The organism is Cellulomonas fulva, assembly GCF_018531375.1.
In the GTDB taxonomy this organism is placed as follows: domain Bacteria; phylum Actinomycetota; class Actinomycetes; order Actinomycetales; family Cellulomonadaceae; genus Cellulomonas; species Cellulomonas fulva.
Window position 1 is genome coordinate 2,375,582 of sequence record NZ_JAHBOH010000001.1, and the last position, 25,077, is coordinate 2,400,658.

Annotated in this window: 24 protein-coding genes; 17 read left to right on the plus strand and 7 right to left on the minus strand. The window is 74.9% G+C overall.

Annotated elements, in window-relative coordinates; all coding sequences use genetic code 11:
- The first annotated feature begins 3 nt into the window (after positions 1 to 3).
- From KIN34_RS10570 to holA, 3 genes are read left to right on the plus strand one after another with little or no spacing between them, the layout of a single operon-like run.
- The gene (locus tag KIN34_RS10570; RefSeq protein ID WP_307858189.1) at positions 4 to 942 is read left to right on the plus strand and encodes a ComEA family DNA-binding protein; all 939 of its coding nucleotides are present in this window, start codon (positions 4 to 6) and stop codon (positions 940 to 942) included.
- Positions 939 to 2,585, plus strand: coding sequence for a ComEC/Rec2 family competence protein (locus KIN34_RS16835; RefSeq protein ID WP_214350137.1), 1,647 nt, complete (start codon positions 939 to 941; stop codon positions 2,583 to 2,585). Before KIN34_RS10570 ends, KIN34_RS16835 begins: the two co-directional genes overlap by 4 nt.
- Positions 2,586 to 2,638: 53 nt before the next feature.
- A complete protein-coding gene (gene holA, locus KIN34_RS10580; RefSeq protein WP_214350139.1) occupies positions 2,639 to 3,670 on the plus strand; it encodes a DNA polymerase III subunit delta in 1,032 nt (343 codons plus the stop codon).
- A 51-nt stretch (positions 3,671 to 3,721) separates the two neighbouring features.
- Here holA and KIN34_RS10585 read toward each other — a convergent pair whose 3' ends face one another.
- The 4 genes from KIN34_RS10585 to KIN34_RS10600 all read right to left on the minus strand — a co-directional run bounded on the left by KIN34_RS10585 (position 3,722) and on the right by KIN34_RS10600 (position 6,267).
- On the minus strand, positions 3,722 to 4,333 hold the full coding sequence (locus KIN34_RS10585; RefSeq protein ID WP_214350141.1) for an EAL domain-containing protein: 612 nt from the start codon (positions 4,331 to 4,333) through the stop codon (positions 3,722 to 3,724).
- Between the two features lie 79 nt (positions 4,334 to 4,412).
- Positions 4,413 to 5,141 carry an EAL and HDOD domain-containing protein gene (locus KIN34_RS10590; protein WP_214350143.1) on the minus strand — a complete coding sequence of 243 codons (729 nt, stop codon included), beginning with the start codon at positions 5,139 to 5,141 and terminating at the stop codon, positions 4,413 to 4,415.
- A gap of 128 nt (positions 5,142 to 5,269) precedes the next feature.
- Entirely contained in the window at positions 5,270 to 5,530 is a 261-nt protein-coding gene (rpsT, locus tag KIN34_RS10595) for a 30S ribosomal protein S20 (RefSeq protein WP_214350145.1), read from the minus strand.
- Positions 5,531 to 5,730: 200 nt separating this feature from the next.
- The gene (locus KIN34_RS10600) at positions 5,731 to 6,267 is read right to left on the minus strand and encodes a type II toxin-antitoxin system PemK/MazF family toxin (RefSeq protein WP_307858190.1); all 537 of its coding nucleotides are present in this window, start codon (positions 6,265 to 6,267) and stop codon (positions 5,731 to 5,733) included.
- Between the two features lie 103 nt (positions 6,268 to 6,370).
- On the opposite strand from KIN34_RS10600, the gene KIN34_RS10605 reads away from it, so the two are divergent.
- From KIN34_RS10605 to KIN34_RS10615, 3 genes are read left to right on the plus strand one after another with little or no spacing between them, the layout of a single operon-like run.
- Positions 6,371 to 7,960 (plus strand): circularly permuted type 2 ATP-grasp protein, encoded by a 1,590-nt coding sequence (locus KIN34_RS10605; RefSeq protein ID WP_214350150.1) that lies wholly within the window; start codon positions 6,371 to 6,373, stop codon positions 7,958 to 7,960.
- A complete protein-coding gene (locus tag KIN34_RS10610; protein ID WP_214350153.1) occupies positions 7,954 to 8,883 on the plus strand; it encodes an alpha-E domain-containing protein in 930 nt (309 codons plus the stop codon). Before KIN34_RS10605 ends, KIN34_RS10610 begins: the two co-directional genes overlap by 7 nt.
- Positions 8,880 to 9,719: a transglutaminase family protein gene (locus KIN34_RS10615; protein WP_214350156.1), complete on the plus strand. Its 840-nt coding sequence runs from the start codon at positions 8,880 to 8,882 to the stop codon at positions 9,717 to 9,719. The genes KIN34_RS10610 and KIN34_RS10615 overlap by 4 nt, the downstream gene beginning before the upstream one ends.
- A 6-nt stretch (positions 9,720 to 9,725) precedes the next feature.
- Here KIN34_RS10615 and KIN34_RS10620 read toward each other — a convergent pair whose 3' ends face one another.
- The gene (locus KIN34_RS10620) at positions 9,726 to 10,421 is read right to left on the minus strand and encodes a maleylpyruvate isomerase family mycothiol-dependent enzyme (protein WP_214350159.1); all 696 of its coding nucleotides are present in this window, start codon (positions 10,419 to 10,421) and stop codon (positions 9,726 to 9,728) included.
- A 101-nt stretch (positions 10,422 to 10,522) separates the two neighbouring features.
- Between KIN34_RS10620 and lepA the strand changes: the two genes are divergently transcribed.
- Together lepA and hemW are read left to right on the plus strand one after the other, a co-directional pair.
- Positions 10,523 to 12,400 carry a translation elongation factor 4 gene (gene lepA, locus KIN34_RS10625; RefSeq protein ID WP_307858191.1) on the plus strand — a complete coding sequence of 626 codons (1,878 nt, stop codon included), beginning with the start codon at positions 10,523 to 10,525 and terminating at the stop codon, positions 12,398 to 12,400.
- A 10-nt stretch (positions 12,401 to 12,410) separates the two neighbouring features.
- Positions 12,411 to 13,649: a radical SAM family heme chaperone HemW gene (hemW, locus tag KIN34_RS10630; RefSeq protein ID WP_214350161.1), complete on the plus strand. Its 1,239-nt coding sequence runs from the start codon at positions 12,411 to 12,413 to the stop codon at positions 13,647 to 13,649.
- Between the two features lie 73 nt (positions 13,650 to 13,722).
- On the opposite strand, the gene KIN34_RS10635 is transcribed toward hemW, so the two are convergent.
- On the minus strand, positions 13,723 to 14,133 hold the full coding sequence (locus KIN34_RS10635) for a DUF4870 domain-containing protein (RefSeq protein WP_214350164.1): 411 nt from the start codon (positions 14,131 to 14,133) through the stop codon (positions 13,723 to 13,725).
- Positions 14,134 to 14,328: 195 nt separating this feature from the next.
- Between KIN34_RS10635 and KIN34_RS10640 the strand changes: the two genes are divergently transcribed.
- Positions 14,329 to 15,261 carry a DUF7847 domain-containing protein gene (locus tag KIN34_RS10640; RefSeq protein ID WP_214350167.1) on the plus strand — a complete coding sequence of 311 codons (933 nt, stop codon included), beginning with the start codon at positions 14,329 to 14,331 and terminating at the stop codon, positions 15,259 to 15,261.
- Positions 15,262 to 15,319: 58 nt separating this feature from the next.
- On the opposite strand, the gene KIN34_RS10645 is transcribed toward KIN34_RS10640, so the two are convergent.
- Positions 15,320 to 16,183, minus strand: coding sequence for a DUF3097 domain-containing protein (locus KIN34_RS10645; RefSeq protein ID WP_214350169.1), 864 nt, complete (start codon positions 16,181 to 16,183; stop codon positions 15,320 to 15,322).
- A gap of 224 nt (positions 16,184 to 16,407) precedes the next feature.
- Between KIN34_RS10645 and hrcA the strand changes: the two genes are divergently transcribed.
- The 8 genes from hrcA to KIN34_RS10685 all read left to right on the plus strand — a co-directional run bounded on the left by hrcA (position 16,408) and on the right by KIN34_RS10685 (position 24,885).
- Positions 16,408 to 17,433: a heat-inducible transcriptional repressor HrcA gene (gene hrcA / locus KIN34_RS10650; protein WP_214350172.1), complete on the plus strand. Its 1,026-nt coding sequence runs from the start codon at positions 16,408 to 16,410 to the stop codon at positions 17,431 to 17,433.
- 98 nt (positions 17,434 to 17,531) lie between these two features.
- A complete protein-coding gene (gene dnaJ / locus KIN34_RS10655; protein ID WP_214350174.1) occupies positions 17,532 to 18,671 on the plus strand; it encodes a molecular chaperone DnaJ in 1,140 nt (379 codons plus the stop codon).
- The gene (locus KIN34_RS10660) at positions 18,668 to 19,426 is read left to right on the plus strand and encodes a 16S rRNA (uracil(1498)-N(3))-methyltransferase (RefSeq protein WP_214350176.1); all 759 of its coding nucleotides are present in this window, start codon (positions 18,668 to 18,670) and stop codon (positions 19,424 to 19,426) included. The genes dnaJ and KIN34_RS10660 overlap by 4 nt, the downstream gene beginning before the upstream one ends.
- A gap of 157 nt (positions 19,427 to 19,583) precedes the next feature.
- Positions 19,584 to 20,597: a PhoH family protein gene (locus tag KIN34_RS10665; RefSeq protein ID WP_214350178.1), complete on the plus strand. Its 1,014-nt coding sequence runs from the start codon at positions 19,584 to 19,586 to the stop codon at positions 20,595 to 20,597.
- Positions 20,594 to 21,046, plus strand: a complete 453-nt coding sequence (ybeY, locus tag KIN34_RS10670) for an rRNA maturation RNase YbeY (RefSeq protein ID WP_214350180.1) — start codon at positions 20,594 to 20,596, stop codon at positions 21,044 to 21,046. The genes KIN34_RS10665 and ybeY overlap by 4 nt, the downstream gene beginning before the upstream one ends.
- Complete coding sequence (locus tag KIN34_RS10675) at positions 21,043 to 22,332, plus strand: hemolysin family protein (protein WP_214350182.1); 1,290 nt, start codon at positions 21,043 to 21,045, stop codon at positions 22,330 to 22,332. Before ybeY ends, KIN34_RS10675 begins: the two co-directional genes overlap by 4 nt.
- Positions 22,332 to 23,288, plus strand: coding sequence for a GTPase Era (gene era / locus KIN34_RS10680; RefSeq protein ID WP_214350184.1), 957 nt, complete (start codon positions 22,332 to 22,334; stop codon positions 23,286 to 23,288). The genes KIN34_RS10675 and era overlap by 1 nt, the downstream gene beginning before the upstream one ends.
- Positions 23,289 to 23,292: 4 nt before the next feature.
- Positions 23,293 to 24,885, plus strand: coding sequence for an alpha/beta hydrolase family protein (locus KIN34_RS10685; protein WP_214350186.1), 1,593 nt, complete (start codon positions 23,293 to 23,295; stop codon positions 24,883 to 24,885).
- Positions 24,886 to 25,077: the final 192 nt, after the last annotated feature.

Below are 25,077 nucleotides of genomic sequence, written 5' to 3' on the forward strand. Positions count from 1 at the left end.
GGCGTGACCCGGCCCGACCCTCCGCCCCGTGACCACGACGCCGCCCGGCGCCGGCTCGTCACGCTGCTGGCCGCGACCGAGCGGCCCGGCGGGACGCCCCCCGCGCCGACGGGCGCCACGCGGTCGTCGCGGGGCGGCGCCCTCGAGGCCGCGGCGGCCCGGTACGCCGACGCGTACGGCGTGCTGCCCGGCCCGGAGCCCGCGCGACCGCGGATGCGGTGGCGGGTGGCGCCACGCACGGTCGCGGCGGCCGCGCTCGCGCTGGTCCTCGTCGCGGGGGGCGTGGCGCTGCGTGCGTCGGTGTCGCGGCCGGGTGAGCCCGTCGAGCTGCCGGTGGCCGGCACGGGCGCCGGTGCGGCGCCCGGCGCGGTGCCGGGTGGGGCGCCCGATGGCGCGTCAGGTGCGGCGCCCGCTGTCTCCGCGCCCGCGAGCGACGCTGCCGCGGACCCGACGGACGCATCCGGTCCGGCTTCGTCGCCGGGCGCGGCGGAGCTGGTCGTCGTCGACGTCACCGGCGCCGTCCGACGCCCCGGCGTCGTGACGCTGCCCCGCGGCGCGCGGGTGGTCGACGCCGTCGAGGCGGCCGGCGGGGCGACGTCCGAGGCGGACCTCTCCCGGCTGAACCTGGCCCGCGTCCTGGTCGACGGCGAGCAGGTGGTCGTGACCACGCCGGACGACCCCCTGCCGGCACCGCCCGGCGCCGAGGACCCCGGAGCCGGGGACGGGGGAACCGGCGGCACGGGCGCCGACGGCGGCCTCGTCGACCTGAACACGGCCGACGAGGCGGCGCTCGACACGCTGCCCGGCATCGGTCCCGTGCTCGCCGCGCGCATCGTCGAGCACCGCACCACGCAGCCGTTCGCGCAGGTCGACGACCTCGAGGACGTCCCCGGCATCGGGCCCGCGCTCCTGGCCGAGCTGCGACCGCTGGTGACCGTGTGAGCCCGTCGATCGACCTGCGGCTCGCGCCGGCGGCGCTCGTGGCCTGGGCGGCGGCGCTCGTCGTGGTGCGCGCACCGCCCGGCCCGTGCGCCCTCGTGGCCGTGCTGTCGCTCGTCGTCGCGTCGGGCGGGCTCGTCGTGGTCGCGCGCCGCCGGTGGGGCGGGTGGACGGCCGCGCGCGTCCTCGGCACGCTCGCGCTCGCCGTGGTCGCGGGCGCCGCCGTGCTCGGTGCGGGGGCGGCTCAGGTCGCGGCGCGCTCGCACGGCCTGCTCCCGGAGCTCGTCGCGCGGCAGGCGAGCGCGGCGCTCACCGGCCGCGTCGCCGCGGACCCGGAGCCCATGGCGCCGGCCTGGCCCGGCGCGCCGCCGATGGTCCGCTGGGTGCTCGCGCTCTCCGGCGTCGAGGCCAGTGAGACCGCTGCGTCGACCAGCATGGAGACCAGCGCGTCGACCGGCGTGACCACCGGCGCGTGGACCGGCGTGGAGCTCACCGGCGGGACGGGCACGGTGCGCGGCCGGGCGGTCGGCACGGTCACCGTGCTGTCGGTGGCCGACGAGGCGGAGTCGGCGGTGCCCGGCTACGGCGCGACGGCGCGGGTCGAGGGTCGGCTGCGCCCGGGCCGGCCCGGTGACCGCGAGGTCGCCCTGCTGCTCGCGGCGCGGGTCACGGAGGTGGGCGCCCCGCGCGCGTGGGACGCCGCGGCGTCGCGTCTGCGCGACGGCGTCCGGGACGTGGCGCGCGCCCTCCCCGGCGACGCGGGCGCGCTGCTGCCCGGCGTGACGGTGGGCGACACCACCGCGGTGCCGGAGGACCTCGGCGACGCCATGCGGGCGTCGGGCCTCACCCACCTCACGGCGGTCTCGGGTGCGCACTTCGCGCTCGTGGCCGCACTCGTGCTCGCGGGTGCGTCGGCCGTGCGCGCTCCGCCGTGGGCCCAGGCCGGCGCCGTCGCGATCACCGCCGCCGGGATGCTGCTGCTGGTGCACCCGGAACCGAGCGTCGTCCGGGCCGCGGCGATGGGCCTGGTCGGCGTGCTGGGCCTGGCGCGCGGCCGGCCCGCGCGCGCACCTGCTGCGCTCGCCACGGCGGTGGTCCTGCTCCTGGTCGGCGACCCCTGGCTGGGCGGTGAGCTCGGGTTCGCCCTGTCGGTCGCGGCGACCGCGGGCCTGGTGCTGCTCGGGACCGCGCTCGCCCGGCGGTGGTCGTCGCGGCTGGGCCGGAGCGTGGCCGCGACGCTCGCGGTGCCGGTGGCGGCCCAGCTCGCCTGCGGACCGCTCGTGCTGCTCGGCGGCGGGTCCGTCTCGCCGTGGGGCGTGCTGGCCAACCTCGCCGCCGCGCCCGCGGTGGCGCCGGCGACGCTGCTGGGTCTCGGCGCGACGCTCGTGGCGCCGTGGTGGCCCGCGGGTGCGGCGGTCCCCGGCGCGCTCGCGGGCGCGGCGTGCTGGTGGATCGGCGCGGTCGCCCGCGTGGCAGCGACCCTGCCCGCTCCGGTCTGGCTCTCGGGCGCCGCGGGGGTCCTGGCCCTCGCGGTCGCGAGCGCGGCGGTGGGTCGCCTCCTCGTGGGCCGCCCTCGCCCACGACCGGCACCGACGGCGCTGCCGGCACCGACCGCACTGACGGCACGGACCACGGAGGGCGTGTAGACGGGGCCGGCGGGCGGCGCGGAGCTGTCGGTGCGGTCTGGCAGGCTGGGCGCGTGCCTCCCGCCACGCGTTCCTCGTCCCGCTCGTCCGGCCGCGGCGCGTCCCGCGGTGCGCCCGGGCTCACGTGGGAGGAGGCGGCCCCGGCACCGATCGTGCTCGTCCGCGGGACCGAGGGGCTCCTGGTCGACCGCGCGACCGAGCGCATCGTCGCGCTGGCCCGCGAGGCGGACCCGGACGTCGAGGTCAGCCGGCTCGAGGGGCCGCAGTACGCCGCGGGCATGCTCGGCGTGACCACGAGCCCGTCGCTGTTCGCCGAGGACAAGGTGGTCGTGGTCGACGGGTTGGAGCAGGGACCCGACGAGCTGTTCGCCGACGTCACGGCCTACCTCGACGCCCCGGCGCCGGGGGTCGTCGTCGTGCTGCGGCACGGGGGAGGCGTGCGCGGCAAGAAGACGCTCGACGCGCTGCGCGCCGCCAAGGTCCCGGAGGTCACGTGCGACGCGGTGACGTCGGACGGGGACAAGACGGCGTTCGTCACCGCCGAGCTCCGCCGCGCGGGCCGGCGGGCCGACGCGGCCGCGGTCCGGGCGCTCGTCGACGCGGTCGGGAGCGACCTGCGCGAGCTCGCCTCCGCGTGCGCGCAGCTCGTCGCGGACACCTCCGGCATGATCGGCCCGGACGTGGTCGAGCGGTACTACGGCGGGCGGATCGAGGCGACGGGCTTCCGCGTCGCGGACGCGGCGATCGCGGGTGACGCGGGCCAGGCCGCCGCGCTCCTGCGGCACGCGCTGGCGACCGGGCTCGACCCGGTACCGATCGTCGCGGCTCTCGCGATGAAGCTGCGCACGCTGGCGAAGGTCGCGGCCGTGCGCAGCCGCGGGCAGGGAGCGCTGCGGGACATCGGGCTGGCACCGTGGCAGGTCGACCGTGCGCAGCGTGAGCTGCGCACCTGGACGCCCGAGGGGCTGGCGGTCGCGATCTCGGTGGTGGCGCAGGCGGACGCCGAGGTGAAGGGCGAGGGGCGCGACCCGCAGTTCGCGGTCGAGCGCGCCGTGCTCCGCGTCGCGGCAGCGGCCCGCAGCTGAGGGCGCGCGGCTGAGGAGAGGTGAAGGGGCCGAGCCGAGCCGGCGCCCGGGTCAGGAGGCCGAGGTCGTCGCTGCGCCGAGGGCGTCGCCCTGGAGGAGGTCGAACCCCCACCGGGTGCACCGTGCCACGAGCCGGGCGTCGCTGACCCGCTCGGCGACCACGAGCGCTCCGTGGCTCCGGGCGAGCTCGACCAGCGCGGTCCCGTGCCGTAACAGGTCGCGGCAGTCGATCTTGACGTAGTCGGCCCACGGCAGCATCGCGAGCTGGGCGGCGCTCGCCGTGAAGTCGTCCAGCGCGATCCGGTAGCCCTGAGCGCGCAGGCGCTGGAGCCCGGCCAGCGCCGCGTCGTCCGCGGGGACGGTCTCGACGACCTCGAGCACCAGCCGGCCCGCGTGCGGCGGCAGCGTCCGTCCCTGCACCAGGAAGCCGCGCGTGATGTTCACGAACGACAGCTCCGGGCCGGCGACGCGGTCGAGCTGGTCGAGGACCGCGGCGGAGGCCTCCTCCTGGTACGGCTCCTGCCAGCGGTCCACGCCCGCCGGCACGCCGTCCGGGGTGCGGTACAGCAGCTCGTAGCCGTGCAGCGCACCGGCGAGGTCCCAGATGGGCTGCCGCGCGACGCGGGGCTGCAGCGCTGGTGAGGGGGACGCGTGGGCGGTCACGTCGGTTGAGAGGAGCAACCGTCGGGTCCATGACGCGACTTCTGCCGAGAAGTTCGCCGAACGGCGCGGACGCGACCGGCTACTCGGCGACGATCTGCGCGTGCGCCCGGTCGAGCACCGACGCGCGCTCGAGCAGGTTGCCCTGGAACAGCGTGAACCCGAGGTCCCGCGCGTGCGCCAGCGACTCGACGTGCTCGATGTACTCGGCGACCAGGCTGGCGCCGTAGGAGCGGGCGAGCGCGACGACGGGGTGCCCCTCGACGTCGAGGTCCCGGACGTCGATCTTCACGTAGTCGGCGTGCGGCAGGAGGCGTCGCTGCCCGGGGCTGCTCACGAAGGCGGGCAGGGCGATCCGGTAGCCCTGCGCCCGCAGGCGGCGGACACCGGCGAGCACCGCGGCGTCGATCTCGACGGAGTCCGGCACCTCGACCACGAGGCGGTCCGGCCGCGCCGGCACGGGCAGGTCGCCGACGAGGTAGGCGCGCGTGCAGCGGACGAAGACGAGGCGGCCGCCCGCGACCTGCTCGAGGTCCGCGCGGCCGAACGTCGCGGAGAGCACGTGCGCCGTCGCGCGCTCGTGCTGGCGCGCGTCCCAGCGCGCGGCCACCGCGGTGGCCCCGTCCGCCGAGCGGTAGGAGAGCTCGTAGGCGACGGCCTGGCCCGAGGCGGTGAAGATCCCCTGGCGCGCGAGCAGCACGGGGGAGGTGGTGACCTGCGCCTCCCACTGCGACCGCAGGGACGCCGGGATCGCGGCCTCGACCGCGGCTGCGAGGTCCCGCAGCCCAGCGTCGTCGAGGTTGTCGCTCACGTTCCTATGACACCACACGGAGGGGCTCGGGTGACCCCGGTCGAGGGAACGAATGCGGGTGGAAAAACGGCCCGGACGCGACCGAGGCGCCACCCCGTGGGGGGTGACGCCTCGGTGTGCGCGGGAGGTCAGATCGAGTTGACCGACTTCGCCAGCGCGGACTTCTTGTTCGCGGCCTGGTTGGCGTGGATGACGCCCTTGCTGACCGCCTTGTCGAGCTTCTTCGACGCCGTCTGGAGCGCGGTCTGCGCCGCGTCCTTGTCGCCACCGGCGACAGCCTCGCGGACGCGACGGATGTGCGTCTTGAGCTCGGACTTCACCGACTTGTTGCGCAGTCGCGCCTTCTCGTTGGTGCCGATGCGCTTGATCTGGGACTTGATGTTCGCCACGTGTGGACTCTCTTGTGCGTTCGCCGAAGCGATCTGACAGGTCGTAGAGGGCGCGCGCAGCTCCGGGACTGGGGCGTGGGGACACCCGCGGAGAGGAGCTGGGCGAGTGCCCGCCGACCTGGGCGGACACGCGATCGACCATGCTACCCGACGTCCGCTGCTCCGCCCAACCCGGGAACGGTGCGACGCGGGGCCGGCGGTCACCGCCCCCGCAGCTCGCCCAGCGCGTCGACCACGCGCTCGAACAGGGCACGGTCGACGATCGCCCCCTCACGGCGGACGGCGTCCGGATCGAGCCGCAGGACCCGGTCGAGCCGGACCTCGCTCGCGCGGCGCCGACTGTCCCAGGTCCCCGAGCCGATGTCCATCCACACCCGGCCCCGCCGGGCCTCGCGCGCCGCGTCGCGGGTGTGGTCCTTGCTCGTGAGCATGAGGGCGAGCACCACCGGACCGTCCCACCCGACCACCAGCACCGGCCGGTCCTTGCCCTGGGAGGGGTCTTCCTCGTACCCGACCCAGGTCCACACGATCTCGCCGGGGTCCGCCGCGCCGTCGAGCTCCGGGCTGTACTCGGTGCGCACCGGACCGACGTGGTCGGGCAGCACGACGCGCACCGGCGCGGGTCGGGGACCGGCGACCGCGGGACGTGTCCGTCCGGGGAGCACGGCGGTGCGCCGGCTCAGCGCGCGGTGCAGCGCACCCCGGGTCCGACGCAGCAGGCGGGTCAGCACAGGCACGCGCCGCAACCTAGCGCGTCGTGCGCGGACGGTGGCCGGTCGGCGTCGGGGCGGCGCGGCTCGTCGTAACGCGCCGGTGACACGGCCGGGCTACGTTCGCCCCATGGCGGACCTCTTCGACGACTACCCCGCAGGGATCGCCTGGGACGAGATGCTGGAGCCGGGCGCGGGTCCCCGCACCGCCTACCGCCAGGTGCACGCGGCGCTCGCCCAGCTGTCCGCGGGGGAGCTGCGGGCTCGTGCGGACGCGCTCGCCCGGTCCTACCTGACGCAGGGCGTGACGTTCGACTTCGCCGGCGAGGAGCGGCCGTTCCCGCTGGACGTGGTCCCGCGGGTGGTGGCGAGCGACGAGTGGGAGCACGTCGCGCCCGGCGTGGCGCAGCGCGTGCGGGCGCTCGAGGCGTTCCTCGCGGACGTCTACGGGCCGCAGAACGCGGTCGCGGACGGTGTGCTGCCCCGCTCGGTGATCGTGTCCTCGACGCACTACCACCGCGCCGTGCGGGGCCTCACCCCGCCGAACGGCGTACGCGTGCACGTGTCCGGCATCGACCTGGTGCGCGACTCGCTCGACGGCTGGCGCGTGCTCGAGGACAACGTGCGCGTGCCGTCGGGCGTGTCCTACGTGCTCTCGAACCGGCGCGCGATGGCGCAGACCTTCCCCGAGCTCTTCGCGGCGCTGCGGATCCGGCCGGTGGTGGACTACCCGCGCCGGCTCCTGGCCGCGCTCATGGCGGCGGCGCCCGCCGGCGTCGACGACCCCACGGTCGTCGTCCTGACGCCCGGGGTCTTCAACAGCGCGTACTTCGAGCACTCCCTGTTGGCCCGGACGATGGGCGTCGAGCTGGTCGAGGGGCGCGACCTGTTCTGCGCGCAGGGCCGGGTGTGGATGCGCACCACCCAGGGCCGCAGGCGCGTGGACGTCATCTACCGCCGCGTCGACGACGAGTTCCTCGACCCCGTCACCTTCCGCGCCGACTCGCTGCTGGGCTCACCGGGCCTCATCACGTGCGCGCGCAACGGCACGGTGACCCTGGCGAACGCGGTGGGCAACGGCGTGGCCGACGACAAGCTCGTCTACACCTACGTGCCGGACCTGATCCGGTACTACCTGGGCGAGGAGCCGGTGCTGGCGAACGTGGACACGTGGCGCCTGGAGGAGCCGGACGCGCTCGAGGAGGTCCTGGACCGCCTCGACGAGCTCGTCGTGAAGCCCGTCGACGGGTCGGGGGGCAAGGGGCTCGTCGTCGGACCGGCGGCGTCCCGGGCCGAGCTGGCGACGCTGCGGACGCGCCTGGTCGACGACCCGCGCGGCTGGATCGCCCAGCCCGTGGTGCAGCTGTCGACGGTGCCGACGCTCGTCGAGGACGGCCTGCGGCCGCGGCACACGGACCTGCGACCGTTCGCGGTCAACGACGGCACCGACGTGTGGGTGCTCCCCGGCGGGCTCACGCGCGTCGCGCTCCCGGAGGGCAGGCTCGTCGTGAACTCCTCGCAGGGCGGCGGCTCCAAGGACACGTGGGTGCTGGGCGGGACCCCGCCCCGGCGCTCGGGCGCGACGATGCCGCAGGTCCACCCGGTGCCCGTCGGCAACGCCGTGCCGATCGACGCGAGCCCGCAGGACATCCGCGCGCACGTCATGCAGCAGCAGCAGACGCTCGAGCGGGCGTCCGACGAGGGGGAGCGCACGTGCTGAGCCGCATCGCCGAGTCCCTGTTCTGGATCGGGCGGTACGTGGAGCGGGCGGACGACACCGCGCGCCTGCTCGACGTCCACCTGCAGATCCTGCTCGAGGACCCGTGGGCCGAGGAGGACCTGGCCTGCCGTTCGCTGCTGTCGGTGATGGACCGGCCGAACCCGCCCCAGGACGTCACGGTCGGCCGCACCACGGTGCTGGACGCGCTCGCCTACGACCGGTTCTCGCCGTCGTCCATCGCGGGCGCCCTCGTCGCCGCCCGGGAGAACGCGCGCCGCGCCCGCGAGGTCATCTCAACGGAGCTGTGGGAGTCGCTGAACGCGACGTGGAACCAGCTCCCGTCGCACATGCGCCCGGCGCGGCCGCACGACTACTTCACGTGGGTGCGGGAGCGCGCCGCGGTCGTCGGCGGCATCATCGACGCGACCATCTCCCGCGACGAGACCTGGGCGTTCATGGTGCTGGGCCGCTCGATCGAGCGCGCGGACATGACCGCCCGGCTCCTGACCACCCGCGCGCTCGCGGGTGCGGGCGGTCCCGGCTGGACCACCCTGCTGCGCTCGTGCGGCGCGCACGAGGCGTTCCTGCGGACGTACAAGGGGACCGCGTCCGACGAGCGCGCGGCGGGGTTCCTGCTGCTCGACCGGCTGTTCCCGCGCTCGATCGTGTTCGCGCTGAACCAGGCCGACGCGTGCCTGTCCGCCCTCGAGCCCGTGGCGGACCGCGCGATCGTGGACGAGGCGCGCCGGCACATCGGGCTGGTCCGGACCAACCTCGAGTACCGGCCGCTGATCGACGTGCTCGACGCGCTGCCCACCGAGATGGAGCAGGTGCAGCGGGCGTGCGCGGCGGCGTCCGACGCGGTGCGCGGCCGCTACTTCCCGTCGCCGACGACCATGACCTGGACGGGGGAGGCCCTGTGAGCCGGCTGCACGTGGTGCACACGTCGACGTTCCGCTACACCACGCCGGTGCAGGCGTCCTACAACGAGGCGCGGATGACGCCCGTGTCCCAGGCGGGCCAGACGGTGGTCTCGACGCGCGTGGAGGTCACCCCGCAGACGTGGTCCTACGACTACCGCGACCACTGGGGCACGGCCGTCACCGCGTTCGAGGTCCTGGTGCCGCACCAGTCGATGGTCATCACCGCGGAGCACGTCGTGGAGGTCGGCGACGTCGCGTCGCCCCGGGCCGTGCTGGGCTGGGACGCGCTGCGCGCGCCCGACGTGCGGGACCGGATGGCGGAGTTCCTCGCCGACCCCCCGACCACGCAGGTGCCCGACGAGGTCGTCGCCCTCGCGCGTGCGGCGGCGGGCGACCTGCCGCCCGACGAGGCCGCGGTCGCGGTGTGCGCGGCGCTGCGCGACCGCCTCGAGTACATCCCGGGCGTCACCACGGTGCACACGCCGGCGGCGGAGGCGTGGGCCGCACGGGCCGGCGTGTGCCAGGACATCGCGCACCTGGCGCTCGGCGCCCTGCGCGCACTGGGCATCCCGGCGCGCTACGTCTCGGGCTACCTGCACCCGACGCGCGGCGGCGAGATCGGCGAGACGGTGAGCGGCGAGTCGCACGCCTGGGTCGAGTGGTGGGGCGGCGACTGGGTGGCCTACGACCCGACCAACCGCGTCCCCGCGGGCTCGCACCACGTGGTCCTCGCGCGCGGGCGCTCCTACGACGACGTCGCGCCGCTGCGCGGCATCTACGCGGGCGCCGGGACCCAGGAGCTCGAGGTCGAGGTGCGGATCACGCGCGAGTCGTGACGCCGCTCAGGGCGTGAGCCGGCGGGCGAGCGCGTCGACCAGCGCGTCGGCGTCGCCCGCGACCGTGACCTCGTCGGGCGTGCGCCGGCCCCAGACCAGGAGCGCGAGGTCCCGCGAGCCCGCACGGACCGTGGCGGCGGGCTCGCCCACGCCGCCGAGCGACCAGGTGCGGCCCGAGTCCGTGGCCTCGAGGCGCACGGGCGCCGGCAGCGGCTCCATCCGTCCCATCGCCTGCTGGCGGGGCTGCATCACGGTGACCACCTCGTCGACCGTGTCCCCCCACAGGACGGGGTCCGCGGTGACGGGCAGCTGCGACGAGGCCCTCAGGTCCCAGAGGTGCACGAGCGTCTCGTGCAGCTGCCGCCGGCGCCACCAGGACGCCGGCCCGTTCCCGACGAGCGTCCAGCCCTCGGCGTCGCCCAGGCGCTCCAGCGTCTCGCGCACCTCGGTCGCGTGCGTGGCGTAGAACTCGTCCAGCACGAACGGCCCGCGGCCCAGCGGCACCTCGCGCGCCTTGCCGGCCTGCGCGGCGGCCCAGTGGTGGATGCGGCCGAGGTGCACGACGAGGTGGCGCACGCGCCAGCGCCCGCACCACGGGACCGGGGTCTCCGGGTCGACCTCGCCGATCGAGGCCAGGAAGTCGTCCTGCACCCGCCCGAGGGCCGCGAGGTGGTCGAGGGCTCCAGGGGCGTCCGGCGTCATGGGACCATGGTGGGGCCGAGGGCCCGGCCCGACGAGGGCAGGTCCGGCCGAACGTCGAGCACATCCCGCCACACGCCCACCAGAACCGGAGCATCCACCGCGTGTCCCCGATCCCGAGTGCCGCAGGCGCAGCGCGCATCCGCCCTGCCGCCACCGCGCCCGAGCTCCTGCGCAACTTCTGCATCATCGCCCACATCGACCACGGCAAGTCGACGCTCGCGGACCGGATGCTCCAGCTCACGGGCGTGGTCGAGGCGCGGGCGATGCGCGCGCAGTACCTCGACCGCATGGACATCGAGCGCGAGCGCGGCATCACGATCAAGTCCCAGGCGGTCCGGATGCCGTGGGAGCACGCGGGGACGCCGTACGCGCTCAACATGATCGACACGCCCGGGCACGTCGACTTCACGTACGAGGTCTCGCGGTCGCTCGCGGCGTGCGAGGGCGCGGTGCTGCTGGTCGACGCGGCGCAGGGCATCGAGGCCCAGACGCTGGCCAACCTCTACCTGGCGCTCGAGAACGACCTGCAGATCATCCCGGTCCTCAACAAGATCGACCTGCCGGCCGCGCAGCCGGAGAAGTACGCGGAGGAGATCGCGGGCCTCGTCGGCGGCGACCCCGCGGACGTCCTCAAGGTGTCCGGCAAGACCGGCGAGGGCGTCGAGGCGCTCCTCGACCGCATCGTGGAGCTCATCCCCGCGCCGGTGGGCGACGCCGCGGCGCCGGCGCGCGCCATGATCTTCGACTCGGTGTACGACACCTACCGCGGCGTCGTGACGTACGTGCGCGTGGTCGACGGCAACCTCAACCCGCGCGAGCGGATCGCGATGATGTCGACGCGCGCGACGCACGAGCTGCTCGAGATCGGCGTGATCAGCCCGGAGCCGGTCCCGACGAAGGGGCTCGGCGTGGGCGAGGTCGGCTACCTCATCACGGGCGTGAAGGACGTGCGCCAGTCCAAGGTCGGCGACACCGTCACCAACGCGGCCAAGCCCGCGGACCAGGCGCTGGGCGGCTACTCCGACCCCAAGCCCATGGTCTTCTCCGGCCTGTACCCGATCGACGGCTCGGACTACCCGGCCCTGCGCGACGCGCTCGACAAGCTCAAGCTCAACGACGCGGCGCTGAACTACGAGCCGGAGACGTCGGTGGCGCTCGGCTTCGGGTTCCGCGTCGGCTTCCTGGGCCTCCTGCACCTCGAGATCATCCGGGAGCGGCTCGAGCGCGAGTTCGACCTCGACCTCATCTCGACCGCCCCGAACGTCGTCTACGACGTCGTCCTGGAGGACCGCACCGAGGTCCACGTGACCAACCCGAGCGAGTTCCCCGGCGGCAAGATCCGCGAGGTGCGCGAGCCGGTCGTCAAGGCGACGATCCTCGCGCCCAGCGAGTTCGTCGGCGCCATCATGGAGCTCTGCCAGTCCAAGCGCGGCGACCTGCAGGGCATGGACTACCTGTCCGAGGACCGCGTCGAGATGCGCTACACGCTGCCGCTCGCCGAGATCGTGTTCGACTTCTTCGACCAGCTCAAGTCCCGGACGCGCGGCTACGCGAGCCTGGACTACGAGCCCACGGGGGAGCAGGTCGCGGACCTGGTGAAGGTCGACATCCTGCTGCAGGGCGAGCAGGTCGACGCGTTCAGCGCGATCGCGCACAAGGACAAGGCTTACGCGTACGGCGTGATGATGACGGCGAAGCTCAAGGAGCTCATCCCGCGCCAGCAGTTCGAGGTGCCCATCCAGGCGGCCATCGGCAGCCGCGTGATCGCGCGCGAGACCATCCGCGCCATCCGCAAGGACGTGCTCGCCAAGTGCTACGGCGGCGACATCACGCGCAAGCGCAAGCTCCTCGAGAAGCAGAAGGAGGGCAAGAAGCGCATGAAGACGATCGGCCGGGTCGACGTGCCGCAGGAGGCCTTCATCGCCGCCCTCTCGTCGGACGCCGCGGCGCCCAAGGACAAGGACGCCAAGAAGAAGTGAGCCGTCCCGCGTGAGCCCGGCCCTGCCCGACGGCGACGAGGCACCCGCCGACGGCGCGCTGCCCACGTCCGTGGTCGCGGGCGCCGACGAGCGCGCGTTCGGCGTCTACCTGCACGTCCCGTTCTGCACGGTCCGCTGCGGCTACTGCGACTTCAACACCTACACGTCGCTCGAGCTGGGCGGCGGCGCGAGCCAGGCGTCGTACGCATCGACCGCGTGGCGCGAGGTCGACCTCGCGGCCCGCGTGCTGCGCGACGCGGGACTGCCGGCGCGGCCGGTCTCGACCGTGTTCGTCGGGGGCGGCACGCCCACCGTCCTGCCGGCGCACGACCTCGTCGGGATGCTCGCTTCCGTGCGGGAGGCCTGGGGGCTGTCCGACGACGCCGAGGTGACGACCGAGGCGAACCCCGACTCGGTCACGCCGGAGTCGCTCGCGGCGCTCGCGGCGGGCGGCTTCACGCGCGTCTCGTTCGGCATGCAGTCCGCGGTGGGGCACGTGCTGCGCACGCTCGAGCGCACGCACGACCCGGCGCGCATCCCCGAGGTCGTCCGGTGGGCGCGCGACGCCGGGCTCGACGTCTCGCTCGACCTGATCTACGGCACGCCGGGGGAGAGCGTCGACGACTGGCGCACCTCGCTCGAGACCGCGCTGGCGACGGGTGTGGACCACGTGTCGGCGTACGCCCTCGTGGTCGAGCCGGGCACCAAGATGGCCGCGCAGGTGCGCCGGGGCGAGCTCGCGCTGCCCGACGGCGACGACCAGGCGGCCAAGTACGAGCTCGCCGACGACCTGCTGGCCGCGGCGGGCCTCGGCTGGTACGAGGTCTCGAACTGGGCGCGCGGGCCGGAGCACGTGTGCCGGCACAACCTGGCCTACTGGCGCGGCGACGACTGGTGGGGGATCGGGCCCGGCGCCCACTCCCACGTCGGCGGTGTGCGGTGGTGGAACGTCAAGCACCCCCGCGCCTACGCCGCGCGCCTCGAGCAGGGCCTGAGCCCGGCGGCGGGCCGCGAGGTCGTGGACGACGAGGCGGCCGCGCTCGAGCGGCTCATGCTGCACGTCCGGCTCGCGCAGGGGATGCCCCTGGCGGAGCTCACGTCCGACGAGCGGGCGCGGGTCGCGGGCCTGGTCGCGGACGGGCTCGTCGACGGGCGCGCGCTGATCGCCGAGCGCCGGCTGGTGCTGACGCGGCGCGGACGCCTGCTGGCCGACCTGGCCGTGCGCACGCTGGCGGGCTTCGGCGGCTGACCCGCCCGTGCCCGGCCGACCGGCAGGACGGTCACGCCAGGACGGTCACGCCAGGACGGTCACTTCAGGACGGTCACTTGATGAAGCGGATGCTCACCGGGTACCGGTACCACTCGAACCGGCTGGCCGCGATGGCCGCCATGATCTGCAGCACGATCTGCAGGATCGCGGCGGCGATCAGGATGACCGCGCCGACCACGATGATCAGCAGGATCGAGCCGACGACGTAGGCGATGAGGAGCGTGAGCTGGAAGTTCAGCGACTCCTTCGCCTGGTGCTCCAGGTACGGTCCGCGGCCCCGGAACACGAGCCAGATCACGAGCGGCGCGAGGAACCCCGCGACGAACGGCAGCAGGTGGGCGAGGATCGCCCACGTCTTCTCCTCGTCGGGCCGCAGCGGCGGCGCGGCCGGCGCGCCGTAGCCCGGTCCGGGCGGCGGCGCGGCGTTCCAGGGCTGGTCGCCGGGCGGCGGGGGCGTGCTCATCGGGACTCCTCGGGTGCGCTCGTGCCTCGGGTCGCTCGCCCGTGCGGGCACGGTGCGCGCACGGGGCGTCCCCGCAGCGTATCGGGTGATCTTCACGCGGTGACCCCGCGCTGCGCGCAGATCCTTGACACGGTCCGCGCGCTTCGGTTCGCTTCCCCGGGGCCCAGGTCGGGCCCGACGAAGAGAGGGAGACGCATGAGCGACACCACGCCGCGACCGGAGGACGAGAACGCGCCCGTCCCGCCGGCCGACGGAGGCAGCCCGCAGCCGCCCGAGTCCCCCCTGGCACCCTCGGCGCCCGCCGCCCCGGCGGAGCCCACCGGCGCATACCCGCCGCCGCCCGCGCAGCCGAGCGGCGCCTACCCGCCGCCCGCCTCCCCGCCGCCGCCGGCTGCCCCGGCGCCCGGCGGGTACGGCGCGCCCGACGGCCAGCCGGTGGACGTCATGCAGGCGTTCACGTGGGGCTGGAAGAAGTTCACCGAGAACGTCGGCCCGATCCTGCTCGGCATCCTCGGCTACCTCGTCGCGACGGCGATCATCGTCGGCGTCCTGTACGCGGTCCTGGCGGCGACGCTGCTGGGGACGTCCGACGACCTGGTGCTCCACGACGACGGGTCCATCACGTACGGCTCCGGTCCGAACTTCTTCGTCCTGCTGGTCGTCGGCGGCCTGATCACCCTGGTCACGGTCGTGCTGTTCTCGATCCTGCAGGCCGGGTTCGTCCAGGCGGCGCTGCGGCTCTCGCGCGGCGAGGCGCTGAGCGTGGACACGTTCTACCGGTTCCGGAACCTGGGCGCCGTGGTGGTCGCCGCGCTGCTGGTCGGCGTCCTCACCGCCGTCGGGTACGCGCTCTGCTACCTGCCGGGCATCGCGGTCGCGTTCTTCGCGCAGTTCACGCTGTACTACGTCGTCGACCGCGGGCTCGGGGCCGTCGACGCCCTCAAGGCGAGCTTCGAGCTGGTCAAGAACAACCTCGGTCCGGTCGCGCTGCTGTCCCTGGGGATCGTCGTCGTCAGCGCGGTCGGCTCCCTGCTGTGCGGTGTCGGCCTGTTCGTCGCGCTGCCCCTGGCGCTGCTCGCGCAGGCGTACTTCTACCGCCGCCTCAACGGCGAGCCCGTCGCCGCCTGACGCGTCGCCAGGCACGACGAGGCCCCCGTCCCCTGGTGGGGGGCGGGGGCCTCGCGCGTCACGCGGTGACGAAGTCGATGAGCTCCTCGACGCGGCCCAGCAGGGACGGCTCCAGGTCGGCGTAGCTGCGCACGGTGCCCAGGATCCGCTGCCAGGCGCGCGCGACGTCGGCCTGGTCCTGCGCGGGCCAGCCCAGCTCGCGCAGGATGCCGCGCTTCCACTCGGTGCCGCGCTCGATCGTCGGCCACGCCGTCAGGCCCACCCGCTGCGGGCGCACCGCCTGCCACACGTCGACGTACGGGTGCCCGAGGACGAGCACCGTGCCGCCGGGCGCCGCGCGCAGGGCGTCGGCGGCGATGCGCGCCTCCTTCGAGCCGGGCACCAGGTGGTCGACGAGCACGCCGACGCGGCGGTCCGCGGACGGCGCGAAGTCGCGGACGGCGTCGACGAGGTGGTCCACGCCGTCGAGCAGCTCCACGACCACGCCCTCGACGCGCAGGTCGTCGCCCCAGACCTTCTCGACCAGCTCGGCGTCGTGCTTGCCCTCGACCCAGATGCGGCTGCCGCGCGCCACGCGGGCGCGCGCACCGGCCACGGCGCGCGAGCCGGACGCCGTGCGCTCCGGCGGGCGCGGCGCCGTCGTCGTGACGGGCGCGGTGAGGACCACGGGCTGCCCGTCCACCCAGAACCCGGGGCCCAGCGGGAAGGTGCGGGTCCGTCCGTGCCGGTCCTCGAGCACGACGACGTGCTGGCCGCCGGACTTCTCGACCCGCACGACCGCGCCGACCCAGCCGGTCGTGACCTCCTCGACGACGAGCCCGCGGTCGGCGGGCTGCGGCCGCGACGTCGGCCGGGCACGGTGGTGCCCGCTGCCGCCGCTGCCGGGCTCGTCCCCGAGCACGTCCGTGCCGTACCGGTCCATCACCCCTCGCTCACCCCTCGCTCACTGCTCCTCGCTGCTCCCTCGCCCGCTCGCCCGGTCCCGGGCCGGACTGCCCCGGCACCCTAGACGCTCGCGTCGTGCACCGCGCCGGAGCGCGCCGAGGAGGTGCGGGGCGCGTCGTCGTAGGATTGGCACTCGGAACGGGTGAGTGCTACCTGTCTGGGGACGGCCTGTCCGGGGACGCGCGGAGGGAGGACTGCGGGATGAGCGACGACCGGCGCCTCGACGTGCTCCGCGCGATCGTCGAGGACTACGTGTCCACGGGTGAGCCCGTCGGGTCGCGTGCCCTCGTCGAGCGCCACAACCTCGGCGTCTCCCCGGCGACGATCCGCAACGACATGGCGGCGCTCGAGGAGGGCGGCTACATCGCCCAGCCGCACACCTCCGCGGGCCGCGTGCCCACGGACAAGGGCTACCGCGTGTTCGTCGACCGGCTCGCGACGGTCAAGCCGCTCTCGGCTCCCGAGAAGCGCGCGATCGGCCAGCTGCTCGAGGACGCGGTCGACCTGGACGACGTGGTGGACCGCTCGGTCCGCCTGCTCGCGCAGCTCACGCACCAGGTCGCGGTGGTGCAGTACCCGTCGCTGCGGCGCTCGGCCCTGCGGCACATCGAGCTGGTGCCCGTGGGGGCGCGGCACCTGCTCGTCGTGCTGATCACCGACACGGGACGGGTGGAGCAGCGCACGCTCGAGACCCCCGGCGACGTCGACGAGCTCGTCGTCGTGCGGCTGCGCGCGGCCGTGAACGCGCACGTCGCGGGCCGCCGCCTCGCGGAGCTGGGCGACGCGGTCGAGGACCTGGCGGCGGCGTTCGGCCCGCAGGACGGCGCGCTGCTGCGGCAGGTGGTCGACGTGGTGGCCGAGACGCTCGCGCAGGAGAGCGAGGAGCGCGTGGTGCTCGCCGGCACCGCGAACCTCGCGCGCGGCGGCGGCCAGGACTTCGTGCGGACCATCGGCCCGGTGCTCGAGGCGCTCGAGGAGCAGGTGGTGCTGCTGCGGCTCCTGAGCGAGATGGCGGAGGACGCCGCGAGCGTCTCGGTCCGGATCGGCCGCGAGACGCAGCACGACGGCCTGGTCGAGACCAGCTTCGTGACCAGCGGCTACGGCGACGAGGGGGGCGCGTCGCTGGCCCGCGTCGGCGCCATCGGTCCGCTGCGCATGGACTACCCCGGGACCATGGCGTCGGTGCGCGCCGTGGCCCGCTACCTCACCCGCATCCTCGCGGGGTGACGCACCCGACGACGAGCGTGCCGGCCGCGTCGCGGCGCTCCACCACCTCGACGACCGCCTGACCCGACGAGCCCGCCAGGAAGCGAGCGAACCACGACGTGACCGACTACTACGAGGTCCTGGGCGTCCCGCGCGACGCGACGCCCGAGCAGATCAAGAAGGCCTACCGCAAGCTCGCGCGCGAGAACCACCCCGACGTCGCGGGCGAGGACCCGGGCGCCGAGGAGCGGTTCAAGGCCGTCTCCCGGGCCTACGAGGTCCTGGGCAACGCCGACAAGCGCCGGCAGTACGACCTGGGCTCCGACCCGTCCTCGCCCAGCGGCGGCATGGGCGGCGACGGCATGGGGGGCTTCGGCTTCCAGGACATCTTCGAGACGTTCTTCGGCGCCGCGAGCGGTGCCGGGGCCCAGCGCGGACCGGTGCCGCGCGCCCGGCGCGGCCAGGACGCGCTGGTCCGGCTCGACCTGGACCTCGCCGACGTCACGTTCGGCACGCACCGCGAGATCCCGGTCGACACCGCGGTCACCTGCCCCACCTGCAGCGGCACCTGCTGCCGCCCCGGGACGTCGCCCCGCACGTGCGAGGTCTGCCACGGCCGCGGCATGGTCCAGCGGGTGGCGCGCTCGTTCCTGGGCCAGGTCATGACGAACCAGCCGTGCGCGGCCTGCCGCGGCTTCGGCACGACGATCCCCGAGCCCTGCCCCGAGTGCTCGGGCGAGGGCCGCGTGCGCTCGCGCCGGACGCTGGGCGTCGACGTCCCGGCGGGTGTCGACACCGGCACGCGGATCAAGCTGACGGGCCAGGGCGAGGTCGGGCCCGCGGGCGGCCCGGCGGGTGACGTGTACCTCGAGGTGCGCGAGCGCCGGCACGAGCTGTTCGCGCGCGACGGCGACGACCTGCACGTGACGATGAGCGTCCCGATGACGGCCGCCGCGCTCGGCACGGTGCTGACGCTCGAGACGCTCGACGGCCCGCAGGAGGTCGACCTGCGCCCGGGCACGCAGCCCGAGCAGGTCGTCACGCTCAAGGGGCTGGGCGTCGGGCACCTGCACGTCGGCGGACGCGGCGACCTGCACGTGCACGTCGACGTGGCGGTGCCGACGGCGCTGGACGACGAGCAGACCGAGCTGCTGCGCCGGCTGGCGACGCTGCGTGGCGAGGAGCGTCCGGAGGCGCGGCTCGCGGCCTCCCACCAGGGCGTGTTCGGCAAGCTGCGCGACAAGCTCGCGGGTCGATGACCGCACCGGTCTTCGTCGTCGACCCCGGCCGCCTCGACGGCCTGGGCCCCGGCGGGGCGTTCCTGCTCGACGGCGCCGAGGGCCGGCACGCGGGCGTCGTGCAGCGCCGCGCGCCGGGGGAGCGGGTGGACGTCGTCGACGGCGCCGGCGTGCGGCTGGTCGGCACCGTCGCCGCGGTCGGCCCCGAGGGGGTCACGCTCGCGGTCGGCGAGGTGCGCCGCGAGCCGCGCCCGGACGTGCGCCTGGTCCTGGTGCAGGCCCTCGCCAAGGGCGACCGGGACGAGCTCGCGATCGAGGCCGCGACCGAGGTGGGTGTGGACGACGTGGTGCCCTGGCAGGCGGCACGGTCGGTCGTCGTGTGGCGCGGCGACCGTGCGGCGCGGTCCCGGGCACGCTGGCTCGGCACCGTCCGGACCGCTGCCAAGCAGGCACGACGAGCGTGGGTCCCGGGCGTGGACCAGGCGCTCGACACCAAGGCGCTCGTGACGCGGACCGGTGAGGTGGTCGCCGCCGGCGGCGCCGTGCTGGTGCTGCACGAGGACGCGACCGCGCCCCTCGCCGAGGCGCCGCTGCCGGCCTCCGGCGACGTGCTCGTCGTCGTCGGCCCGGAGGGCGGGATCGGGGACGACGAGCTCGCGCGGCTGGTGGAGGCGGGCGCCCTGACCGTGCGCCTCGGCCCGCACGTGCTGCGCACGTCGACCGCCGGCCCGGTCGCGCTCGCCCTGCTGGCGACCCGGCTGGGACGCTGGTCCTGACGCTTTTCCGCGAGGCTCGTGCGGGGCGCCGCACGTAGACTCGACCCTGAGCCGCCGGGCCCCGCCCCGGCCGGCCGGCACCGCTGTCCACACCCGAGCTGCACACCCGAGCTGCACACCCGCCCGACACCGAGGAGCGACGGCGCACGCCGAGCACATGACCGAGCCGACACCCGCACCGCGCACGACGACGCCCGCGCGCGTCGAGCACCGCATCACCGTCCCCGCCGACGTGTCGATGGTCGAGCTGCTGGGCCTGCACGACGAGGTGCTGCGCGAGATCGAGGCGGGCTTCACGGGCGTCGACGTGCACGTGCGCGGCAACGAGGTGCGGCTCGCCGGACCGGCAGGCGACGTGGCCCTCGTGACGCGCCTGGTGGACGAGCTCATCGAGATGACCGCCGCGGCGACGCCCCTGACGCCCGACGTCGTGCGGCGCACGGTCGCGATGCTGACCGCCGGCTCGAACGCGCGGCCCGCGGACATCCTGACCTTCAACATCCTGTCCTCGCGCGGCCGCACCATCCGGCCCAAGACCGCGGGCCAGAAGGAGTACGTCGACGCGATCGACCGCAACACGGTCACGTTCGGCATCGGACCGGCCGGCACGGGCAAGACGTACCTCGCGATGGCCAAGGCCGTGCAGGCGCTCAACGACCGCACGGTCAACCGCATCGTGCTGACGCGGCCCGCGGTCGAGGCCGGCGAGCGGCTCGGCTTCCTGCCCGGGACGCTCGCGGAGAAGATCGACCCCTACCTGCGCCCGTTGTACGACGCGCTGCACGACATGGTGGACCCCGAGTCCATCCCGCGGCTCCTGGAGGCGGGGACCATCGAGGTGGCGCCGCTCGCGTACATGCGCGGCCGCACGCTCAACGACTCCTTCATCATCCTGGACGAGGCGCAGAACACCTCGGTCGAGCAGATGAAGATGTTCCTCACGCGCCTCGGCTTCGGCAGCCGCGTCGTCGTGACCGGGGACGTGACGCAGGTGGACCTGCCGTCCGGCACCACGTCGGGCCTGCGCGTCGTCGAACGCATCCTCGGCGACGTCGAGGACGTCGCCTTCTGCCGGCTGTCCTCGTCCGACGTGGTCCGCCACCGGCTGGTCAGCGCCATCATCGACGCGTACGCGCGCTGGGACTCGGACGGGAGCACGGGCGGCCGATGAGCATCGAGGTCAACAACGAGTCGGGGTTCGAGGTCGACGAGGCGGAGTTCGCCGCGCTCGCGCGGTACGTGCTCGACGAGATGCACGTGCACCCGCAGACCGACCTGTCGATCATGCTCGTCGGGACCGACGTCATGACCGAGCTGCACGTGAAGTGGATGGACGAGCCGGGCCCGACCGACGTGCTCTCCTTCCCGATGGACGAGCTGCGCCCCGGCCGTGACGGCGACGTGACGCCCGCCGGCCTGCTCGGCGACGTCGTGCTGTGCCCCGAGGTCGCCGCGCAGCAGGCCGTGACGGCAGGACACTCGACCGTCGAGGAGCTCCTGCTCCTCACGACGCACGGGATCCTGCACCTGCTGGGCTTCGACCACGCGGAGCCGGAGGAGGAGAAGGAGATGTTCGCCCTCCAGCGCCGGCTGCTCCTGACGTTCCTGGCCGGCCGGTGAACGACGTCCCCGTCGGGCTGCTCGTCGTCGTCGCGGTCCTCGGCACGGCGACGGCCGCCGCCCTGTCGGCCGGCGAGGTCGCCGTCCTGCGCGTGACCCGGCAGGCGGTCACCGAGCTCGTCGCGGAGCGCCACCCGGCCGCCGAGCGGGTCCGGCGCCTCGTCGAGCACCCGCGGCGCGTCGCGACCGCGGCGTCCTTCTTCCGTCTCCTGGCCGAGATGGTGGCGACCGTGTGCCTCACGATCGTCGTCGCGGCGACCGACCTGGCGTGGTGGGGCGTGCTGCTGGGAGCCGTGGCGCTGTGCGTCGTGGTGGCGTTCCTGCTGGTCCGCGTGAGCCCGCGTTCGCTCGGCCGCCGGAACCCCGTGCGGACGCTCACCGCGCTGTCGGGGCCCCTGGAGCTGGTCACACGGCTGGCGGGGCCGGTCGCGGAGCGCCGCGTCGGGCCGGGCGGACCGACGGCCGAGGAGGAGGAAGAGCTGCGGGACATGGTGCAGCGCGTGAGCGAGTCCGAGGCGATCGAGGACGACGAGCGCGAGCTGTTCCGCTCCGTCCTCGGGCTCGGCGAGACGCTGACGCGCGAGGTGATGGTGCCGCGCACGGACATGGTGACGACCCACGAGGACACGCCGCTGCGCAAGGCGCTCGCCCTGCTGCTGCGCTCGGGGTTCTCGCGCGTGCCCGTCGTCGGGGACTCGGTCGACGACCTGCGGGGCGTGCTGTACCTCAAGGACGTGGTCGGCCGCGTCCCGACCGCGCCGACGGACGGGGACGACCCGCTCGCCGCCCCCGCGTCGTCGCTGGTCCGGCCCGCCGTCTTCGTCCCCGAGTCCAAGCCGGTCGACGACCTGCTGCGCGAGCTGCAGGAGGGCTCGTCGCACATCGCGATGGTGGTCGACGAGTACGGCGGCATCGCGGGGCTGGTCACGATCGAGGACGCGATCGAGGAGATCGTCGGCGAGCTGACCGACGAGCACGACCCGACCGCGCCGGTCGTCGAGGACCTCGGCGACGGCGTCTTCCGGGTGCCCGCGCGGCTGGGCCGGGACGAGCTGGGGGAGCTGTTCGGGCTCGAGGTCGACGACGAGGACGTCGACAGCGCCGGCGGCCTGCTGGCGAAGGCACTGGGTAAGGTTCCTCTGCCGGGCTCCGCGGGAGAGATCCACGGCCTGCACCTGGTCGCCGAGCGCGTCGAGGGGCGGCGCCGGAGCCTGGCCACGGTGCTCGTGAGCAGGGTGGAGCCCGACGACGAGAACGATGCCGACGACGAGCACGGAGCTGCCTGATGACCGACGAGACCGGTAGCCCGACGGCAGACGCCGGGGCTGCCCCGTTCCGGTCCGGGTTCGCGTGCCTCGTCGGACGCCCGAACGCGGGCAAGTCCACGCTCACCAACGCGCTCGTGGGGCAGAAGGTCGCGATCACCTCGGGTCGCCCGCAGACGACCCGGCACACGGTGCGCGGGATCGTGCACCGGCCCGACGCGCAGCTGGTCCTGGTCGACACCCCCGGCCTGCACCGGCCCCGGACGCTGCTCGGCGAGCGGCTGAACGACCTGGTCAAGGACACGCTGACCGAGGTGGACGTCGTCGGGTTCTGCCTCCCCGCGGACCAGAAGGTGGGCCCGGGGGACCGCTTCATCGCCGACCAGCTCGGCGAGCTCGCCCGGGACGGCCGGGGCACGCCCGTCGTCGCGATCGTGACGAAGTCGGACCTCGTCTCCCGGCAGCGGCTCGCGGAGCACCTGCTCGCGGTCTCCGGCCTGGGCGAGTGGGCGGACATCGTGCCCGTCTCGGCCGTCGACGGCTACCAGGTCGGCGTGCTGGCGGACGTGCTCGTCGGGCACCTGGCGGAGGGCCCCGCGCTGTACCCGGACGGCGAGCTGACCGACGAGCCCGAGGAGGTCATGGTCGCCGAGCTCGTCCGCGAGGCCGCCCTCGAGGGCGTGCGCGACGAGCTGCCGCACTCGCTGGCCGTCGTGGTCGACGAGATCGTCGCGCGCGAGGAGCCCGCCGGCGACGGGCGACCGATGCTGGACGTGCGGGTCAACCTCTTCGTCGAGCGTGACTCGCAGAAGGCGATCGTGATCGGGCGCGGCGGCGCGCGGCTGCGCGACGTGGGCAGCGAGGCGCGGCGCGGCATCGAGGCGCTGCTCGGCGCGCGGGTCTACCTGGACCTGCACGTGAAGGTCGCCAAGGACTGGCAGCGCGACCCGAAGCAGCTCGGGCGCCTCGGGTTCTGAGTCCATGCTCGACGAGGGAGGCGTGCGTGCCCGGTGGGCGCGCGGCGAGCACCTGCTGACCGGCGGCTACCGCGTCGTCGCCAGCACCGTGCTCGGGATCGTCGTGCTCGCCGTGCTCGGCGCGGTCATGGGGCCGCAGTGGGACCCGGTGCCGCTCGACGACCCGCTGGTGGTCACGACGACCAGCACGCAGATCGGCGAGGCCCCGCAGCTGCGGCAGTACGAGGTGCAGCAGCGGGTGGTCACGGTGCAGCTCGACGGGGCGACGGTCCAGGCACAGCTCAGCGTCCCCGTGGGCCTCGAGGGCCCGGCGCAGGGGGTGGTCTTCGTGCACGGCGCGGGGACCGGGACGTACGACAAGGCGTTCGTGGCGCAGGCGCGCTCGCTCGCCGAGGCGGGCGTGGTGACGCTGGTGCCCGACAAGCGGCTCGACACCTACAGCGCGCGGTACCGCGACTACGTGGCGATGGCGGGGGACTACCAGCGCTCGGTCGAGCTGCTGCGCACGCTGCCCGAGGTCGACCCCGACCGCGTCGGCGTGTACGCCGAGAGCGAGGGCGCCTGGATCGCGCCGGTGATGGCCGCGCAGGACCAGCGGATCGCGTTCGTCCTGCTGATCTCCGCGCCCGTCGTGCCGCCGCGCGAGCAGGCCGCGTTCGCGGCCGACAGCTACCTGCGCAACACGGGCGTGCCGCACGGCGTCTTCCGCGCGATCCCGCGCGCGGTCGGCATGGCCATCCCCGGTGGCGGGTTCGAGTACGTGGACTTCGACGTCACGCCCTACCAGCGGCGCATGACGCAGCCGGTGCTCATGGTCTACGGCACCGCGGACGCCTCGATGCCGATCGTCCAAGGCCCCGAGCAGGTCATCCGGGACACGGCGATCGCCGGGAACTACGACGTCACGGTGCGCTACTACGAGGACGCGACCCACGGCATCAAGGTGGCCGGCACGATCGTCCCCGACTTCCTGCGGGACCTGACGCAGTGGGTGGTCGGCCTGCCCGCGACCGGCGCGGCGCAGCCCAAGATCGCCGGCGCGCAGCCGACCCAGACGTTCCTGGCGATGCCCGTGCCCGAGCCCCGCTGGCTGCACAACGGCGACGTCGTCGCGCTGATCACCATCGCGGCGATCGCTGCCGTGGTGCTCGGCGGGCTGGTCGGTGCGGGTGCGCGCGTGGCGGTAACGGTCCAGGGGCGGCGGGCGGCGCGGGCGGGCTCGTCGGCGGTGTCCGTGCGGCCCGCGGAGCGGCGCTCGGCGCACGGCGTGGTGCGCTGGTCGACCGGGCTCGGCGCGGGCGCGATCGCCACGGTCGTCGGACTGGTCTGGTACATCTTCGCGATCGCGCGGCTCGCGCTCGACTACGAGCACAACGACGTGGTGGTCAAGGGCGGCTGGGTCGCGGTGCGGCTGGTCGGGATCGCGACCGTCGTCGCGGCCGTGCTGCTGCTGCGCTCGACGATGCGCGCGCGGCGCGCCGGGCGCCGCATCGCGCCCGGGCTCGCGCGGCAGGTCGCGCTCTGGTCGGTCGTCGTGGGCTGCGCCGCGCTCCTCGTCGTGCTGGCGTACTGGGGCGTCTACCAGCTCGGCATCTAGGATGCACGGGCAGGTCGACGCACGGGCGCGTCTGCCCGTGCGTCAGGTCGTCGGCGGTCGGTCGGCGGCGGGTCGGCGAACGGTCGGGGTGCGCCCGGTGGTTGCCCGGGTGCCCGGACTTCGGGCGACGGGCACCGCGGCGGCCCGTCGTGAGGCACCATGTGCACCGGACCGGGACACCTCGGGGCACGT

Bases quoted from the DNA above. Each gene is read 5' to 3' on its own strand.
- KIN34_RS10685 (WP_214350186.1), top strand. From the start codon at position 23,293: ATGCTCGACGAGGGAGGCGTGCGTGCCCGGTGGGCGCGCGGCGAGCAC.
- KIN34_RS10605 (WP_214350150.1), top strand. From the start codon at position 6,371: ATGGCGGACCTCTTCGACGACTACCCCGCAGGGATCGCCTGGGACGAG.
- KIN34_RS10660 (WP_214350176.1), top strand. From the start codon at position 18,668: ATGACCGCACCGGTCTTCGTCGTCGACCCCGGCCGCCTCGACGGCCTG.
- KIN34_RS10645 (WP_214350169.1), bottom strand. From the start codon at position 16,183: ATGGACCGGTACGGCACGGACGTGCTCGGGGACGAGCCCGGCAGCGGC.
- era (WP_214350184.1), top strand. From the start codon at position 22,332: ATGACCGACGAGACCGGTAGCCCGACGGCAGACGCCGGGGCTGCCCCG.
- KIN34_RS10635 (WP_214350164.1), bottom strand. From the start codon at position 14,133: ATGAGCACGCCCCCGCCGCCCGGCGACCAGCCCTGGAACGCCGCGCCG.
- ybeY (WP_214350180.1), top strand. From the start codon at position 20,594: ATGAGCATCGAGGTCAACAACGAGTCGGGGTTCGAGGTCGACGAGGCG.
- hrcA (WP_214350172.1), top strand. From the start codon at position 16,408: ATGAGCGACGACCGGCGCCTCGACGTGCTCCGCGCGATCGTCGAGGAC.
- KIN34_RS10665 (WP_214350178.1), top strand. From the start codon at position 19,584: ATGACCGAGCCGACACCCGCACCGCGCACGACGACGCCCGCGCGCGTC.
- KIN34_RS10620 (WP_214350159.1), bottom strand. From the start codon at position 10,421: ATGACGCCGGACGCCCCTGGAGCCCTCGACCACCTCGCGGCCCTCGGG.
- KIN34_RS10640 (WP_214350167.1), top strand. From the start codon at position 14,329: ATGAGCGACACCACGCCGCGACCGGAGGACGAGAACGCGCCCGTCCCG.